General features: G+C 48.4%; 17 protein-coding genes and 1 tRNA gene. 1 reads left to right on the plus strand and 17 read right to left on the minus strand.

What is annotated here, in order from left to right; translation table 11 throughout:
- Window positions 1-10: 10 nt before the first annotated feature.
- The 11 genes from MINF_RS09705 to MINF_RS09750 form a co-directional block, all read right to left on the minus strand.
- The gene (locus tag MINF_RS09705; protein ID WP_274377022.1) at window positions 11-940 is read right to left on the minus strand and encodes an RNA-guided endonuclease InsQ/TnpB family protein; all 930 of its coding nucleotides are present in this window, start codon (window positions 938-940) and stop codon (window positions 11-13) included.
- A gap of 33 nt (window positions 941-973) precedes the next feature.
- Entirely contained in the window at window positions 974-1,345 is a 372-nt protein-coding gene (locus MINF_RS11630; RefSeq protein WP_202943640.1) for a helix-turn-helix domain-containing protein, read from the minus strand.
- A 4-nt stretch (window positions 1,346-1,349) separates the two neighbouring features.
- On the minus strand, window positions 1,350-1,982 hold the full coding sequence (locus MINF_RS09710) for an IS607 family transposase (RefSeq protein ID WP_012464351.1): 633 nt from the start codon (window positions 1,980-1,982) through the stop codon (window positions 1,350-1,352).
- Between the two features lie 80 nt (window positions 1,983-2,062).
- Window positions 2,063-4,114 (minus strand): sodium-translocating pyrophosphatase, encoded by a 2,052-nt coding sequence (locus MINF_RS09715; RefSeq protein WP_012464544.1) that lies wholly within the window; start codon window positions 4,112-4,114, stop codon window positions 2,063-2,065.
- Between the two features lie 121 nt (window positions 4,115-4,235).
- Window positions 4,236-4,308 (minus strand) — tRNA-Val (locus MINF_RS09720).
- 5 nt (window positions 4,309-4,313) lie between these two features.
- A complete protein-coding gene (locus MINF_RS09725; RefSeq protein ID WP_012464545.1) occupies window positions 4,314-5,738 on the minus strand; it encodes an NADH-quinone oxidoreductase subunit N in 1,425 nt (474 codons plus the stop codon).
- Between the two features lie 85 nt (window positions 5,739-5,823).
- Complete coding sequence (locus tag MINF_RS09730) at window positions 5,824-7,290, minus strand: complex I subunit 4 family protein (protein WP_012464546.1); 1,467 nt, start codon at window positions 7,288-7,290, stop codon at window positions 5,824-5,826.
- 140 nt (window positions 7,291-7,430) lie between these two features.
- Window positions 7,431-9,236 (minus strand): NADH-quinone oxidoreductase subunit L, encoded by a 1,806-nt coding sequence (gene nuoL / locus MINF_RS09735; protein ID WP_012464547.1) that lies wholly within the window; start codon window positions 9,234-9,236, stop codon window positions 7,431-7,433.
- 24 nt (window positions 9,237-9,260) lie between these two features.
- Window positions 9,261-9,566, minus strand: coding sequence for an NADH-quinone oxidoreductase subunit NuoK (nuoK, locus tag MINF_RS09740; RefSeq protein WP_012464548.1), 306 nt, complete (start codon window positions 9,564-9,566; stop codon window positions 9,261-9,263).
- A 149-nt stretch (window positions 9,567-9,715) separates the two neighbouring features.
- Window positions 9,716-10,213 carry an NADH-quinone oxidoreductase subunit J gene (locus MINF_RS09745; protein ID WP_048810347.1) on the minus strand — a complete coding sequence of 166 codons (498 nt, stop codon included), beginning with the start codon at window positions 10,211-10,213 and terminating at the stop codon, window positions 9,716-9,718.
- Between the two features lie 102 nt (window positions 10,214-10,315).
- The gene (locus MINF_RS09750; RefSeq protein ID WP_187146939.1) at window positions 10,316-10,834 is read right to left on the minus strand and encodes a NuoI/complex I 23 kDa subunit family protein; all 519 of its coding nucleotides are present in this window, start codon (window positions 10,832-10,834) and stop codon (window positions 10,316-10,318) included.
- A 244-nt stretch (window positions 10,835-11,078) separates the two neighbouring features.
- Here MINF_RS09750 and MINF_RS09755 point away from each other — a divergent pair, with 244 nt between their 5' ends.
- Entirely contained in the window at window positions 11,079-12,107 is a 1,029-nt protein-coding gene (locus tag MINF_RS09755) for an aldo/keto reductase (protein ID WP_048810548.1), read from the plus strand.
- Window positions 12,108-12,122: 15 nt separating this feature from the next.
- Here MINF_RS09755 and MINF_RS11060 read toward each other — a convergent pair whose 3' ends face one another.
- From MINF_RS11060 to MINF_RS09785, 6 genes are all read right to left on the minus strand, one after another.
- Window positions 12,123-12,536 (minus strand): lipid-A-disaccharide synthase N-terminal domain-containing protein, encoded by a 414-nt coding sequence (locus MINF_RS11060; RefSeq protein ID WP_012464552.1) that lies wholly within the window; start codon window positions 12,534-12,536, stop codon window positions 12,123-12,125.
- Window positions 12,537-12,600: 64 nt separating this feature from the next.
- Window positions 12,601-13,179 carry a DJ-1 family glyoxalase III gene (locus MINF_RS09765; RefSeq protein WP_012464553.1) on the minus strand — a complete coding sequence of 193 codons (579 nt, stop codon included), beginning with the start codon at window positions 13,177-13,179 and terminating at the stop codon, window positions 12,601-12,603.
- A complete protein-coding gene (locus MINF_RS09770) occupies window positions 13,176-13,787 on the minus strand; it encodes a DUF1802 family protein (protein WP_012464554.1) in 612 nt (203 codons plus the stop codon). Before MINF_RS09770 ends, MINF_RS09765 begins: the two co-directional genes overlap by 4 nt.
- Entirely contained in the window at window positions 13,780-14,364 is a 585-nt protein-coding gene (gene pgsA, locus MINF_RS09775) for a CDP-diacylglycerol--glycerol-3-phosphate 3-phosphatidyltransferase (RefSeq protein ID WP_238523487.1), read from the minus strand. The genes MINF_RS09770 and pgsA overlap by 8 nt, the downstream gene beginning before the upstream one ends.
- 136 nt (window positions 14,365-14,500) lie before the next feature.
- On the minus strand, window positions 14,501-14,836 hold the full coding sequence (locus MINF_RS09780; protein ID WP_012464556.1) for a DUF5666 domain-containing protein: 336 nt from the start codon (window positions 14,834-14,836) through the stop codon (window positions 14,501-14,503).
- The gene (locus MINF_RS09785) at window positions 14,837-15,472 is read right to left on the minus strand and encodes a c-type cytochrome (RefSeq protein WP_012464557.1); all 636 of its coding nucleotides are present in this window, start codon (window positions 15,470-15,472) and stop codon (window positions 14,837-14,839) included.
- Window positions 15,473-15,586: the final 114 nt, after the last annotated feature.

The raw sequence follows: 15,586 nt of genomic DNA on the forward strand, positions 1-15,586 counted from the left end.
CCTGCTGCTATCAAAAACGTGCGCAAAGGTGCGCACTGTTCTCTTCCTGCCCCGATTCCTCAACGGAATCGTCTCTGACAGGCGTAACTTTCCCGACTACGGCAGAGACCATCTCTGCCGCAGCGCCGCTGTTACCAGACGGACTCGCCACGGGTAGGGCAGTTGCGGTTGCCAGCCGTTTGAGGTTGAGCGCCGCGTTGAAGTCGCGGTCGTGGCGCGCGCCGCACTCGGGACACGTCCAGCTCCGATCCTTGAGCGTCAGCGCCTCGTTCTTCCACCCGCAAACCGAACACAGGCGACTGCTCGGATACCAGCGATCGGCGATGATGAGCCGCGTGCCGTAGCGCCTCGCCTTGTACTCGATCTGCTCGCGAAACATCCCCAAGCCCACGTCGCTGATGGCACGGGCCAGTCGGTCGTTTGCCAACATGCCTTTGACGTGCAAATCCTCGATCACCACCGCTTGGTTTTTACGGCAGAGCCGGGTCGTGAGCTTGTGGGTGAAATCCGCTCTGACATTGGCAACGCGGGCGTGCAGCCTTGCCAATGTCGCAGCAGACTTCCTGCGGTTGTTGGAGACGGGAAGTTTGGTGCCTTTGGGCAGACGAGCTTGAGGAGCAAATCCGGCGGCAACCTTGGCGGCTTCGATCTTGCGGCTTAAGCGTCGGCTACGGATTCTCAATCGGCGCAGAGCGGCTTTCAACGGTCTGGGAGCATCAATCGCTTCGCCACTTGAGAGGGTGGCTGCTGCTTTGACGCCAAAGTCAAGGCCCACAACACCATCGCCCGTGCGGCGGCGATGGAATATGCGGTCTGGCACTTCGACCTGAATCGCCACAAACCAGCGATCCGCCGTGCGAGAGACGGTGGCGCCGAGAATCTTGCCCTCAAAGCGCAGCGCCTCGGCCATGGCGACTTCGCCCACTTTGGGCAGGCGAATCGTCTTACCGCTGACCCGAAACTTGTCGTTGGCTCAGGCGAAGCTGTCGCGGCAGCGGCCTTTCTTCTTGAATTGCGGTTCAGACGCCGGTTTGCCCGCTTTGCGGTCGGCAAAGTAGCGCTTCCAGGCTTTTTCCAGGTACGCAAAGGGCTGCGCGTGGGCGTCCCGATGGATGGTCTTGAGCCACGGCTGCCCGTCCTCGTCGAGCCACTGCGGGTCGCGGTACTTGATGGCGTTGAACTGCTTTTTGAGCGCCATCGCGTTGGGTTTACACCCGGCGGCATACTGGCGCTTCCACTCGTCCAGCGCCCAGTTCCAGACGCGCCGCACGGTGCCGCAGGCGCGGGCAAAGTAGTCTGCCTGCTCGGGCGTCGGACGAAGGGCGATTTTGTGGGTCAGTTGCACGGCTTCACACCTGTGTCGCGTTGGTCGCGTCCAGCTTCAGCGCTTCGTTGAGCTTTTTCCGGTAGTTGCGCAAACCGTAGAGCCGGGACGAGAAGCAATTCACGATGGTCATCAGGTCCTGCACCATTTCCTGTTCGGGCGACAGCCGCTCCAGGTTGAGCACGAGAAGTTCGCACCCATTCCTACTGGCGAAATGCTCGAACCACTCGAAGCCAAACCGGGTGAGCCGGTCGCGGTGGGCAAGGATCAGGGTTTTGACCTCTCGCCGTCCAATGGCGTCCATGAGTTCCAAAAAGCGCTTGCGCTTGAAGTTCAGTCCGCCACCGACCTCTTCGATGAACTCGACGTTCGCCAGTCCCTTTGCCACCACGAACTCTTCCAGCACCTTGCGCTGATTAACAAGATCGGGCTTCTGTGCGGCGCTGGAGACGCGGCAGTACGCGATGAGCCGCGTCGGCTCGGACACCGCATGGCGCAGGCCGAGAAAATCACGAAGCTGTGATTCGGTGTAAAGCCTTCGGTTGCTGTCGGTCCGCGCCGCAGGAATTAGTCGGCCTTCACGCTCCCATCGCTGCATGGTCTTGACCGAGACCCCCAGCAGCTTGGCCGCCCGGCCCGTGCTCATAGTGCTTTCCATGCCCTACATAATACACCATTACGCACTATTTGCAATACTAGAGTTTAGCTCCCTCCTAAATAGGAGGCTTTTTTTTATGATTATAAGTGCCAGTACCTTGCGAAGATGGGGATAATGAGGATGGCCAAGACGTTGACCACTTTTATCATGGGATTGATGGCAGGACCCGCCGTATCCTTGTAGGGATCTCCCACGGTATCTCCAGTAACCGCAGCCGCATGGGCTTCAGAGCCTTTCCCCCCAAAATTTCCCTCTTCTATCCATTTTTTGGCATTATCCCATGCCGCTCCCCCCGATGTCATGGAAATGGCCACGAAAAGACCCGTAACGATCGTTCCTATAAGAGCTCCACCTAGAACAACCGGACCAAGGCCGGGAATGATAGCCAAACCCAGAACAGCCATTAGAGGCAAGAGTGCCGGGAAAATCATCTCTTTTAATGCAGCCCTTGTCACGATATCTACGCAACGACCGTACTGAGGCCTGTCTATCCCTTTCAATATACCCGGGATTTCTCGGATCTGCCGGCGCACCTCTTGAACGACGCTCCCGGCCGCCTTCCCTACGGCCGACATGCTTCTTGCCGCAAAAAGATAAGGGAGGAGTCCCCCGATGAAAAGCCCTATAATTACTTTTGGATCCTGCAAGTTAAACTGGAGCTGTTGGGCTATGCTCGACGAACTATAATGCTTCAGTTCTTCCACGTAAGAACCGAAAAGCACCAGGGCAGCCAAGCCTGCCGAACCAATGGCATAACCCTTGGTGACCGCTTTCATGGTATTTCCCACGGCATCCAGTTCATCGGTTATCTGCCTGACCGATTTGGGCAGTCGACTCATTTCCACGATTCCTCCCGCATTATCGGTAATCGGACCGAAGGCATCCAGGGAAATCACTATACCCGCCATGCTTAACATGCAGCGCACCGCTATAGCTACCCCGTATAAACCTCCCAACCAATACGTCAGCATGACCGCCGCCCCGATAAAGAGCACCGGAAGAGCCGTCGCTTCCATGCCCATGGCCAATCCGGCTATAATATTGGTGGCATGACCGGTCTGGGAAGCATTAGCGATGAGTCGCACAGGCCTCCTTGTCGTTGCCGTATAGTAATCGGTTATGAAAAAGATGGCTGCCGTCATAAGAACGCCGATCACCGAACAGGCAAAAATATTAAACCAGCGGGACGAAAAAAGGGACATAGACAGGGGTAAAAAGAGAATGGAAGAAACCACGCCGTTAACCATCACTCCATTTAAAAGGGCCTTGGCCGGAGAAGCCTTTGAAACTCCAACATAAAAAATTCCAGAAATTGCCCCCAAGATGGTTACCATGCCGACCAAAAAAGGATAAGCCATCGCCGCAGGATCCGCTCCCAAGCCGACAACGGCGACAAGGACCGCTCCAATAAGGCTGACCACGTAAGTTTCAAATACATCAGCAGCCATTCCCGCACAATCCCCCACGTTATCTCCAACGTTATCCGCTATGGTGGCGGGATTCCTGGGATCATCTTCGTTAAGATTCTGTTCTATTTTCCCCGTTAAATCCGCGCCGACGTCCGCTGCCTTTGTATATATTCCTCCCCCAAGACGGGCGAAAACACTGATCAGGCTTGCCCCAAGGGCAAGACCCACAAGGGATGACGAGGTTTCTGTAACCCCCTGGAAATGGACGGAAAGAGCGCAAAACAACCCTACCGAGAAAAGGGCCAAGGCTACAACGAGCAAGCCGGTTACGGCTCCACCCAGAAAAGAAACATGGAGGGCCTTCTCCTTGCTCTGGGTAGCGGCCTGTGCCGTTCTCACGTTAGCTTTAACGGCGACACGCATACCGATAAGACCGGCCAAGTAAGAGCAAAAGGATCCCAGCAAAAATCCTGAAGCCGTCCACCAGTTTTTAAAAAACCCGATCAAAATAAAGAGGAGGGCTGCAATCCCTAAAATGGTTATAAGCTGCCTATTCAGATAGGCTTTCGCTCCCTCTTCGATCGCCCCTGCAATCATCCGCATTGTTTCGTTTCCACTGTCCAGGGATAGGATCCGAAAAGCAAGGATGATCGCTATAACAATACCAACAAGACTAAAACCTATAGAAAGTCCAATCGCATTATGGATGAAAAAAGTTTGCATAATCTGGCGGGAAATTTTAGTTAAAGCGGTTCATGAATCAAGTTCAATAAAAACGATTTACCGACATTCATGCCTCGATCCATTAGAGCGGTCTTTGCAGGCGTGCTCAGGGAAATGGCCGTGGGCAGTGAGGGAATCGAACCCCCGACCCTCTCGGTGTAAACGAGATGCTCTGCCGCCTGAGCTAACTGCCCTCTTCTCAAGATAATACAGATCCAACCAATTTGATCACCGGTTCTGCATAAAATCCAAGCAAAATCGACCCAACGCTCAAAATCCACAATAACAGTTTCGTTGCCGGACTCAAATCTATCCGCTGGACGTTGTCCGGCTCCGTCCAAAACATGGCGCGGACAACCCCTATATAATAGTACAAGCCTGCGGCTGCGCAAAGAGCACCCACGATGACCAGCAGGTGCTGTCCACTGTCCCATGCTGCAAAAAAAACCATCAACTTGCCGAAAAATCCCATTAAAGGGGGAAGCCCGGCAAGAGAAATCATCGAAAAAGCCATCGACCAGGCCATAAGAGAATTTTTCAGGTAAAGTCCATTGAAATCTTTAATGGACACCCCGCTTGGTTGATTCTTTTCCAACAAGATCACGACTAAAAAAGCGGCAAAAATGGCAACCATGTAGGCAAAGAAGTAATAAATGACCGCCGCACAACCTATCTTGTTATGGGCGGAAAGGCCCATCAGCAAAAAGCCTCCATGACTTATGCTCGAGTATCCCAGCATACGTTTAATATTTCTCTGGGGAATGGCCGCCAGGTTGCCCACGATAACCGACAACAGGGCCATGAGAGAAATCAAGGGGATCCAATGTTTCTGGAAACCCGGATCATAAAAAGGAAGATTTAAAATTCTGAGAAGAACGACAAACCCTGCGGCCTTGGAGCCTACGGCAAGGTAAGTAGTGATCGGAGTCGAAGCACCCTGGTAAACATCAGGAGTCCAAACGTGGAAGGGGACCGCCGAGGCTTTAAATCCTAAACCGACCAGTATAAAGACAAGGCCGAGAATCAAGGGACCGTTAACAGGATTGTTTTGCGCAAAGCGGGCGACTTCATCAAATTGGGTTGAGCCGGTAATTCCAAAAACAAAGGCTATGCCCATAACCAGGAAAGAGGAAGCCAACGCCCCAATAATCAAGTACTTCACCCCTGCTTCCAATGCCGAAGGAAACTCTCTTTGAAAGGCTACAAAGACGTAGAAGGAAACGGTCACGATTTCAAGTCCTACGAACAGCAGGATGAAATCCCTGACCGATGCTAATAAAGCCATTCCGGCCGTCGTGAACAGGGGCAAAATATAAAATTCCGATCTCGCTTTAGGGATGAGCCGATCGCTCTCCAAGCTAAGGTAGGAAACGAGAAAACCGGTGATCAAGAAAAACACTTTCCAAAGAACGGCCATCTTGTCCCATACGTAGAGACCATTCCAGAAGATTCCCTGGTTTTCAACAAAGGGTAGCAACAAAACCCCCGCCACGAGGTAATCGGCCAGGACAAGAATACCGATGCTTTTGTCATGGATTTTTGCCAAGGCCTGCCACAAAAGCAGGACTAAAGCCGACAAACTAAGAAAGCATTCCGGAGTACAAAAAACAAAAAAGGCATTCATTGGAAGTAGACTTTATAAGTAGGGTTTAAGAAAATCGCTTGCTTTTTTTATTTTTATCGCCATGCATTTTTACCTCGGAAAAATCTCAAGGCGTTGAAAAATAATGTTCCAGGGTCGGTTTAATGACGGAAAGAAGGGAGCCTGGCATCATCCCTATAATCAGCAAAAAGGACATCAGCAACAGGTAAGGAAATTTCCTCATTATTCCTTGAACATCTTCCACTTCTTTCAGGTGGGGGGGAAGTTTTCCAAAAAACACCGATTGAACCGCTCGAAGTTGGTATACAGCCGATATCACTATACCCCAAATCGCTAATGCCGTGATCCACGGTTGAACTTTCCACGATCCGAAAAAGATAAGCAATTCCCCCGCAAAATTAGCCAGCCCGGGCACCCCTATGGAAGCAAAAGAAGCCAAGATAAAAGCCACAGAAACAAAAGGCATTCTTTGACCCAGTCCCCCCAGCTCACTGAACTTGATTTCACCCGTTTTATCTTTAATTTCCCCGGCCAAGGCGAACAGCAAGGCTATGGAAAGGCCGTGCGCAACCATGAGGAGAACCACTCCACTAAGCCCGATGGTATTCCAGGTGGCAAGCCCCAAAAAGAGATAGCCCATGTGCATGACGCTCGAATATCCAAGCATCGTGGTCAGCTCTTTTTGGGCAATCGTTACGTAGCCTATATAAAGGATGTTGCCCAGGAGAAGGGCATACAATAAAGCCTTCCAATGCTCTAATCCCCCGGGTAGAAGGGGAATCGCCAACCTCAAAAGCCCGTATAAACCGAATTTTTTTAATACTCCGGCATGAAGCATGGCTGCGGGAGTCGGGGCTACGGCATATCCCGAAGGGGCCCAGGTATAAAAAGGAAATAAAGAGACTAAAGTACCAAAACCCACCAGTAAAAACCCAAAAGCTAAGGGCTCTTTCATGATCGGCAAGGGATGAAGACGGACGTAATCTACAAGGGTGGGGATATCGAATGTTCTTGCTTCGGGAGGAAGTAAAACAAGGAGGGCTAAAATACCCACAAGCAGGATCATGCTTCCCACGATCAGGTAGAGGGTAATTTGAAGACTGACAAATTGCCTATTTTCACTCCCCCAAATACCGATCAACAGGAAAGTGGGAACAAGGGCAAATTCATGAAAAATATAAAAAAAGAAAAGGTCTAGAGACACAAAGGCTCCTAAAGCACCCAGGGAGATGGCAAGGAGATAACTGTAAAATTCAGGCTCCCTTTTTATCCCTCGTGGCGAGACGATCACCGCTGCAAGGGTTACCACCGTTGTTAAAAGAACAAGGGGCAAGTTGATCCCATCCACCCCTACGTGGTAGTGGATTTCAGGAAGAGCCGGGAGTTGGATCCACCTGTTGTCCTGGACAAACTGATAACCCGAAAGATGGGGGTCATATTGAAAATAGAGCCATAAACTGGCCAAAAAATTCAACAAACTAGCCCACAAAGCAGCTTGCCTGGCGGGCACTCTAAAGAGCATAGCCACAAAGGCCAATAAAGGCACCAAAAGAAGAACACTTACAAAAGACATACTTATTCCTTTCCCATGTCTTGGTTTAAAGAATAAAACATTTTACCGTTGCCATCTCATTCCCTTGTTCCACAAGAACAAAAGGCAGTCGGCGCTTCCCACCATCTTTGTAAACAAAGCCTGCCGCTGCAACTTTCCAACTAGCTTCGCATCAAGAAATAGACCAGTATAGCCGCCGCCCCTCCTCCAAAAAGAAAAGCATAACTTCTTATATTGCCCGTCTGGAAAATTCTTAAGATTTCTCCACCCACGCTGACTATAAAAGCCGATCCCCGGACTATCCCAAAGCCGATGATCCATTCGTCAAACCAGGCCAAAAGTTGTGCTCCCCATTGCTGGAATTTCAAAAGGGTCAAATCGTAAAACTCATCAAAATAAAACTTGTTTTTAAACAGCGGGAAAAGGACGATCTCGCTTTTCTTCCCCCAATAAGCAAAAGCCCCGATCCCCAAGCCAATTACCCCGACCAGGACAGAAAGGATCATCACGTGTAATCGAGAAGAGGCCTCTTCTACAGGCTGATGGGCCAGCCCCAAAGCCCTTTCAATCCCTAAAAAAGGATATCCTCCCACGACCGCAAAAAAGGAAAGAACGAGCATCGGCAAAACCATGACAAGGGGGGATTCTTTTGCATGAGCGGCTACTTCCGTCTTGGGGGGGCCGAAAAAAGTCACCACAAATAACCTCGTCATATAAAAAGCGGTCAATCCAGCCGTAAACAACGCGAGCCAAAACAAAACCCGATTTTTTTCTCCGACCATCTCTATAATCGTATCCTTGCTGAAAAATCCCGAAAAGCCCGGTATGCCAGCCAACGCACAGCTCCCAATGAGAAAGGTCAGAAAAGTCAAGGGCATCTTTTTCCACAGCCCCCCCATCTTCCATATATCTTGTTCATGGTGAAGAACGTGCAACACCGAGCCCGCTCCAAGGAAAAGAAGAGCCTTAAAAAAGGCATGGGTGCAAAGATGAAACATGGCTGCAACCGTGGCCGAAGAACCAACGGCCATAACCATGTATCCAAGCTGGGACATCGTTGAATAGGCCAAAATCCGCTTGATATCGTCCTGCTGGGTGGCCGTCAGGGCAGCAACCGCCGCGGTGATCGCTCCTGTCCAGGCAATGACATCCAAGGCTTGGGGCGACTGCTCGAGCACAAAAAATATCCTGCAGAGCATGTAGACCCCAGCTGCAACCATGGTCGCAGCGTGGATCAACGCAGAGACGGGAGTTGGTCCCTCCATCGCATCGGGAAGCCACACATGAAGCGGAATTTGAGCCGATTTGCCGACACAACCGCAAAAAAGAAGTAAGCCCATTATCGTCACCAAGGGATGGTTTTTAAGATAAGACGCAACAGAGGGATCAAACATCAAGCTTCCCGTCAAGGTCCAAAACAAAATAATCCCCAAAAGAAAACCAAAATCCCCAATTCTATTCGCCAGAAAAGCCTTGGTCGCAGCCGCAGCCGCCGAGGGTTTTTCGAACCAAAAACCGATCAACAGATAAGAACTTACCCCAACCAGTTCCCAGAAGATGTACATCATAATAAAGTTGGTCGCGACAACGATTCCCAACATAGAGAGCATGAAAAGGGAAAGTTCTGCAAAAAAGCGGCTCCTTCCCGGATCCTCAGCCATGTAACCCATCGAGTAGATATGGATCATCAGCCCCACTCCGCTCACGACAAGGAGCATCACCTTGGATAGGGGGTCGAAAACCATGCCCAACTGTATGGAAAGCCCCCCGACATCTATCCAACTGATAGGTGAAGGTTCAGGGATTGAACCCAGGGATATACCCAGGGAAACCAAGAAGGCAATTCCACAAGCTCCTACCGAGACCCATTGACTAAGAGAAGGAAAGGGTTTTAAAAAAGCCCATATGATAAAGGCCGAACTTAATGGGGAAAGCAACAATAGCCATGCTAAAAACTGTTCGTTCATAAGGTCGAATCCGGAGAAAAACTTCTAAAATTTGAGCATTGTTATATCTTCAGCCTTGGTCGTATGCTTGACCCGGTAAAGGGCGACGATTAAAGCCAGGCCCACGGCCACTTCAGCTGCTGCAACCGTAATGACAAAAAAGACGAGGACCTGGCCCAAGAGATTGGCATTAAACCGGCTAAAGGCCACAAGGGCAAGATTAGCAGCGTTCAACATGATTTCTAAACACATTAAAATAACAATCAGGTCCCTTCTTAAGATTATTCCTGCAAGACCGATGGCAAAGAGGATTCCACTTGCTACCACATAATGAGTGAGGCCGATGTGCATCTTTTTTCCTCTTGATCAACAATGATAAACGACAATCCAACGCTTCATTCTTAATAAACACAGGCTAGCTTTAAAGGTCTTCCCCGGTATCGGTGACCATCTCCAGTTGAAAATGTGAAGGGCAACAACCAAAAAAAAAGCTCATTGTTTTATTCCAGGTCTTTTTTACTCAAGATAATCACTCCCACCATGGAAATTAAAAGCAGTAACCCCACGACTTCAAAAGCCAACGAGTAGTTTGCAAACAGCAGCTCTCCCAAGGCCTTTATCCCCCCAACGCCAAGGGCTTTTTGTTCTTTTGAAAGCGAGGAATCCATCGCTTTTACTGCAAGGGAAAATCCCACGCCAAACAATAAAACAAGGAGGAATCCTCCCAACATCCCGAGGGGTCTCATCGTCGCTTGTTCTTCGGCTTTCAAGTCAAGCAGCATAATGATAAATAAAAAGAGAACCATCACCGCCCCCGCATAAACGAGCACCTGGACGGCGGCAAGAAAATACGCCCCTAGCAGGACAAAAAGACCAGCAATGCTTAAAATCATCAACACCAGGTTCATTGCTGAAGCCACCGGATTTTTATTGGCGATTACCCCGACAGCGCTCCCTACCATCGTCAAAACAAAAGTCCAAAAAAAGAAGTTTTCCATTTTAAATTGCCCACAAAGAGAATGAAAATCTTAAAAATTAGAACACAAAAAACAATAATAAAATATTCGGACACCCATGATCCTACTTTCCCTCTGCTGTTTTCATTTTTTTTCCCATTTTCGAATCGGCAGAGGGTACACTCCTCCCAACTCGTACAAGGTCTTTTTGTCGTGGACAAGATCTTGGCGGCTGTAGCCGGACAAGGAATAGATCTTTGGAAGGAGAAATATAGCCTCCTCCGGGCATACCTCTTCACACAATCCACAATAAATGCATCTTGTCATGTCGATAAAAAACTCCTCGGGTGCCTTCTCCACCTTAGCGTACTTATCCCCTGGAGGAATTTCTCCGGGGATAATGCGGATAGCCCGAGGAGGACAGATGAACTCGCACATCTGACAACTCACGCATTTTTCCCTCCCCTCCTCGTCCTTAACTAGCAAAGGTGCGCCCCGGAACCCCGGGGGCAATTTCGGCTTTTCCTCTGGATATTCGAGGGTAACCCGGGTCTTGCCGGTAATCCTGTCCCAAAAATGTTTGAGAGTAATGCCTAAACCTTGAATGATTCCAGGCAGATAGGTTTTTTCAAAAAGATTGAGCTCCGGCCTTTTGACGATCATAATCACAATATATCAGGAATGTTCTTTTTCCGAGGGAAAAAAATCCCCTTATTTTACGAATTTTTAAATAGCTAATGTAATTAATCAAAATATTCAATATTTTTCTTTTTTATACAGCCGACTTCCTAGGTAAACTTAAGACAATTTTTTTCTCTTCGCCCTCGTTTTGACTTATAAATTTTCCTTTAAATCCTGGAATAGATTTTTTCTTCCCTCTTCTGGGTTTTATGTTAATTTGATAGCTATGAAATTCAGGAATCTTCCAGGAACGGATATCAGGGTATCTGAAGTAGGATTTGGCGTGTGGACTTTAACCACGGGGTGGTGGGGGTCCTACACTGAAGAAGAAGCGACCAGGCTCCTTAAAGAAGCTGTGGATTTGGGAATAAACTTTTTCGATACCGCCGACGTCTATGGGCATGGATACGGGGAAGAAATCCTGGGCAAAGCTTTTGGGAATTCTCATGAAGTTGTTATAGCCACAAAAGTGGGTTACAACTTCTACGGGGTTCAAAACCGAACCGCCCAACATGAACTTCCCCAAGATTTTAGCCCTGGTTTTTTAAAAGACGCGGTCGATCGATCGCTCAAACGGCTCAAGCGCGATTGTATAGACATCCTCCAATTACACAACATCCGCATGGCCCACGTTAAAGACGACGGCATCTGGCTCCTCTTAGAAGGGCTCCTCAAGGAAGGCAAAATCCGTTCCTACGGTGTTGCCTTGGGTCCCGCGATTGGCTGGCTTTACGAAGGCCTCGAATCGATTCGACTCAGGAAACCCCATGTCGTCCAGCACATCTACAACATCTTGGAATCTTACCCGGGTAAGGCCCTCATGGAGGGAGCTCAATCGGATAAAACCCGTTATCTCATTCGCGTGCCCCACGCAAGCGGCATGCTGGAAGGCCGGTACAACAGCCAAACCCAGTTCTCAGAGACCGACCACCGCCGTTTTAGGCCGAAGCATTGGCTCGAAAACGGATTAAAAAAAATAGCCTCCTTGGAATTCCTGGTCTTGCCCAATCGCACCCTGGGACAAGCCGCCCTGCAATGGATACTCAACGAAGGGAAAGTGTTAAGCTGTCTGCCCAACATTTACAATAGTGTGCAGCTGCGTGAATTCGCCGCTGCCCCGGAGTGTCCTCCCTTGACCCAAGAAGAGCTTTCCAAGATCGATTCCCTTATCTCGATCAATTTTGGAGTTGAAGAAGAACCCGAAGCTTACAAGGGAACGATGAGTCCCGAGCAACTCCAGGCTGCCGGCTCTTAAGGGCCAGTAAGGGTTTCAAGGAAACGATTTTTTAACGGCCTTTTGATCTTGCGGGCAGTCCTGGGAGTAAGAGGCTTGCGTAGATTGGGGATTAAAACCACTTGAGAGGTTATTTTTAGAGTTCATTCGCTCTTTATGGGCGAAATAGAGGTTCCTGCTGTAGGGAATCCAACTGAACAAGTAGGCGAAGATGAAAACCGAATCCCACCGGTAAAACGCATAGATAAGAAGCAAAAGGGAACCCAGCAAGCTGCAATACCAAAAAGCGAGAGGGACAACCACCGCCTTTTTCTTTTCCGTCGCTATCCATTGTATAATAAAGCGGGAAAAAAAAAGAATATTTCCAATCCATCCGATGACTTTCATTGGACTCCAATGAATGCCGAGGAAATCAACCGTAGTGGCAACCCAAAAGCCGTAGCTCGTCATGTTTTCTCTCCTGGGTAATCTTTGTTTTTATTTCAAGGGAAGAAAGATCCGTTTTGATTTCTTTTTATTCTTTTTGCGGCTCCATCTCCAGGGCATAGGGGAAAAGAAAAGACCTGTTGACTTCTTCAACCGCCTCTTCTCCCAACAGCCGGCGAATAACTTCAAAAGCAAATTCAACCGCCCGACCCGCCGCTTTCGCAGTAATCAACTGTCCATCCACAACAACTCCGCTATACCTATCCAAGCTTTCTTGAGGAAAATCGTCCCACAGGGAAGGATGGCAAGTCATCTTGGCCGAGGGGAAAAGACCGAATTGAACCAGGCAGCCCGGGGCGGCACAAATGGCGGCGACCCATCTTCCTGCCCGAACCTGCTTTTCAAGGAGTTCCTTGATGCGTACATCTTTTTTCAAATTTTCCGCTCCTTCCGCTCCTCCAGGAAGGATAATGCAATCGAATTCCTCTTCCAGGACATCTTCCAAGTCATAGTCGGGGATAAGCCGTATCTTTCTCGATCCGGAAATCACCCCCGGCAAAACGCCGGCAACCACAACCTCTATTTTTGCTCTTCTCAATAAATCGATGGGAACAACCGCCTCGATTTCCTCGAAACCCGGAGCAAGAATCACCAATGCGCGTTTCATAACAGCCCCTTAATTCTAAGTAAAATATTTTTACGGATTTCACAAAATTTTTTCTCATCTATCACCGCTTCGAACCGTCTCGGCGTAAAAGGGCTAGCCATTTTTACCCAGGAACGGCACCCTCTCATCGCCTTCTCGTCCTCTTTAACTTCCAGGGGCGGATAGGCTCTATATACCCTTAAGATAAGAACAGACAGTCCCTTCTTTTTTCCGTAATCAAAGCGTTTTTTCAAAATCGGCTCTTCCCAAATGTAAAATGGAGAGAGACGGCGAACTATTTCCCAATCCGTGACGAAAAAATCTTCCTGGACCCAAGCTACATACTTAAGCAGTAGGCAGCCGGGAGAAGATTCTTCCCCTTCATCTTTTTCTACAAACCTGTACTCGGGTTTAACCTGGTGTAATTCTTCATGATAGTGCGTGGGTAAAAGCCAGAAAAAAGGGGATTTCAACTGAAATTCTTTTTCTTGAATTCCCCCCTTTCTCAAGAGGATAGACTGCTTTCCTTTACCCAAGGCCTCGACCACGATCTGCCAATCTTTAAATGCATACTGCTCTAGGGAGTTTAAAAAATCTTCAGCCTGTTCAGTAGGGAAAGATTCACTCACACTTTTTCTCCGGTTCTTTATGGATCAATTCCCAGTTGCGGTAAAAGTAGTTTGTCCCCGAAACGACGGTAATGGCAACCGTTAAAAGCATCATGGGGAAAAGGGCATTTTCCAGGATAGTCCCCAAAAATCCCATCTGCAGTTTTGTTTCCTTTAAACTTAGGGAAACAAAACAGCCGATGATAAAAATCATCTGGGAAAGGGTCTTTTGCTTCCCACCGAAATCGGCCGCCATCACTTTTCCATGAATAGCCAGCAGGGTACGCAACCCGGTAATTAAAAATTCTCTTGAAATCATGGTGATTACCGCCCATAAAGGGGCATAATTGAACTGGAGGAGAGAAAGAAGAGCGGCGCTGATCAATATCTTATCGGCCAAGGGATCTAACAGTTTCCCCAGCTCGCTTACCAGGTTGAAGTTTCGAGCTATCCATCCATCGAGAAGATCGGTAAGGCTTGCCAAGAGAAAAATAAATAGGGCCATCGTCGCTTGAAAGGGCCAATCGATGCTCAAATCGGCAACGAAAAGACCGCACATTCCTATTCTTGCCAAGGAAAGTTGGTTCGGCAAATTCAAATTAAGCCTGCCAGCATGGGAAGACACATCCGCTTTCGATCGTTCCTTTTTATGTAAACTTTGTGCGCACAATCAATTTATAATCAAATGAGCTCTTTAATTGTCGATAAGCAAATGAACAGCAAAAAAATTTCTCTTATTGAGGAGTTGAATCCGGAGCTTTTTTCTGGGCGCCAAATTTCACCTCCTTGGCTTCCCATTTATCCCCTTTTTTTTTCGCATGGATGACTACCCTCATTCCCTTTTTTAATTGATCTAAAGAAGCCGAATTACCCTTGTAAATGTATTGGGTTGAGTCGCTCAGCTCGATCGTTTTTAGCTCCCCTTTCTTGGTTTCTACGACCAGGGTTTTATCCGACACGGAACTGACCGTGCCGAGAATATGTTCGAGATTGCCATGAGCAAAAGCCAGCCGCGGGCTTAAAATCATGACAAGAAAAGCGATAAGAGTCAAAATCTGAAAAGGTTTCATTTACTTGCTCTCCATTTTCATTGCATTCTGTTGTTCCTCTTCAGAAGAATTCCCCAAAGAATGGTCTTCTTCAAGAAATTTTTCTTCCTCTTTTTCTTCCTGAAGTTCATGGGGACTGACCGGATTCATTTTTTCCATTTCCTTTTCTTCCTCTTTCGTCAAATACGGGAGATGACGAATAAAGTGAACGAGCTTCCAACTGTCTTCATCCTGGTCTTTTTCCCCCCATGCGGGCATGCCTGTCCACCGTATGCCATTGTGGATGATATAGTAGATTTCCCCGTCAGATTTTTTTTGCACCTCTCTCGACCTCAAGTCCCTGGGCTTAGGATAAAGATTTTTGCCGATAGGGGTCTCTCCACTGCCGTTATTCCCATGGCATAACGCACAATGATCGGCAAAATGATCCCTGGACTCGTTCAAGACCTCTTGAGAGAAGGGGATCGGGTTTTTCGTCTCCTTGACCGTCTTAGGAATGGACAGGGAGAGGGCGGTGGTCGCGATCCACTTTTCTAGGGCAGGAGGATTGCTCCTTGCCGTAAATCCTTCTCGCATTAAAAAGTAGGCAAAAAGGCAAACCGCTATAAAAAGCAGGCCGAGTAGCGAACAGAGGCTGTAAAAAATTCTTTTCAACATTCAAAAGAAATATTTATTATTGGCTAAGGGATTTGAGGTTTTATTTTCAAGTTAAATTCCAAAAAAGAAGTTATTTCCAGCTTTTTAATCTCCCAGCCAACGAAAAGAGATGAA

Origin of the sequence: Methylacidiphilum infernorum V4, from assembly GCF_000019665.1 — a bacterium.
Classification (GTDB): Bacteria; Verrucomicrobiota; Verrucomicrobiia; order Methylacidiphilales; family Methylacidiphilaceae; genus Methylacidiphilum; species Methylacidiphilum infernorum.

Excerpts from the sequence above, each read along its gene's own strand:
- MINF_RS09710 (WP_012464351.1), bottom strand. The coding sequence starts at position 1,982 with ATGGAAAGCACTATGAGCACGGGCCGGGCGGCCAAGCTGCTGGGGGTC.
- MINF_RS09715 (WP_012464544.1), bottom strand. The coding sequence starts at position 4,114 with ATGCAAACTTTTTTCATCCATAATGCGATTGGACTTTCTATAGGTTTT.
- MINF_RS09725 (WP_012464545.1), bottom strand. The coding sequence starts at position 5,738 with ATGAATGCCTTTTTTGTTTTTTGTACTCCGGAATGCTTTCTTAGTTTG.
- MINF_RS09730 (WP_012464546.1), bottom strand. The coding sequence starts at position 7,290 with ATGTCTTTTGTAAGTGTTCTTCTTTTGGTGCCTTTATTGGCCTTTGTG.
- nuoL (WP_012464547.1), bottom strand. The coding sequence starts at position 9,236 with ATGAACGAACAGTTTTTAGCATGGCTATTGTTGCTTTCCCCATTAAGT.
- nuoK (WP_012464548.1), bottom strand. The coding sequence starts at position 9,566 with ATGCACATCGGCCTCACTCATTATGTGGTAGCAAGTGGAATCCTCTTT.
- MINF_RS09745 (WP_048810347.1), bottom strand. The coding sequence starts at position 10,213 with ATGGAAAACTTCTTTTTTTGGACTTTTGTTTTGACGATGGTAGGGAGC.
- MINF_RS09750 (WP_187146939.1), bottom strand. The coding sequence starts at position 10,834 with ATGATCGTCAAAAGGCCGGAGCTCAATCTTTTTGAAAAAACCTATCTG.
- MINF_RS09755 (WP_048810548.1), top strand. The coding sequence starts at position 11,079 with ATGAAATTCAGGAATCTTCCAGGAACGGATATCAGGGTATCTGAAGTA.
- MINF_RS11060 (WP_012464552.1), bottom strand. The coding sequence starts at position 12,536 with ATGACGAGCTACGGCTTTTGGGTTGCCACTACGGTTGATTTCCTCGGC.
- MINF_RS09765 (WP_012464553.1), bottom strand. The coding sequence starts at position 13,179 with ATGAAACGCGCATTGGTGATTCTTGCTCCGGGTTTCGAGGAAATCGAG.
- MINF_RS09780 (WP_012464556.1), bottom strand. The coding sequence starts at position 14,836 with ATGAAACCTTTTCAGATTTTGACTCTTATCGCTTTTCTTGTCATGATT.
- MINF_RS09785 (WP_012464557.1), bottom strand. The coding sequence starts at position 15,472 with ATGTTGAAAAGAATTTTTTACAGCCTCTGTTCGCTACTCGGCCTGCTT.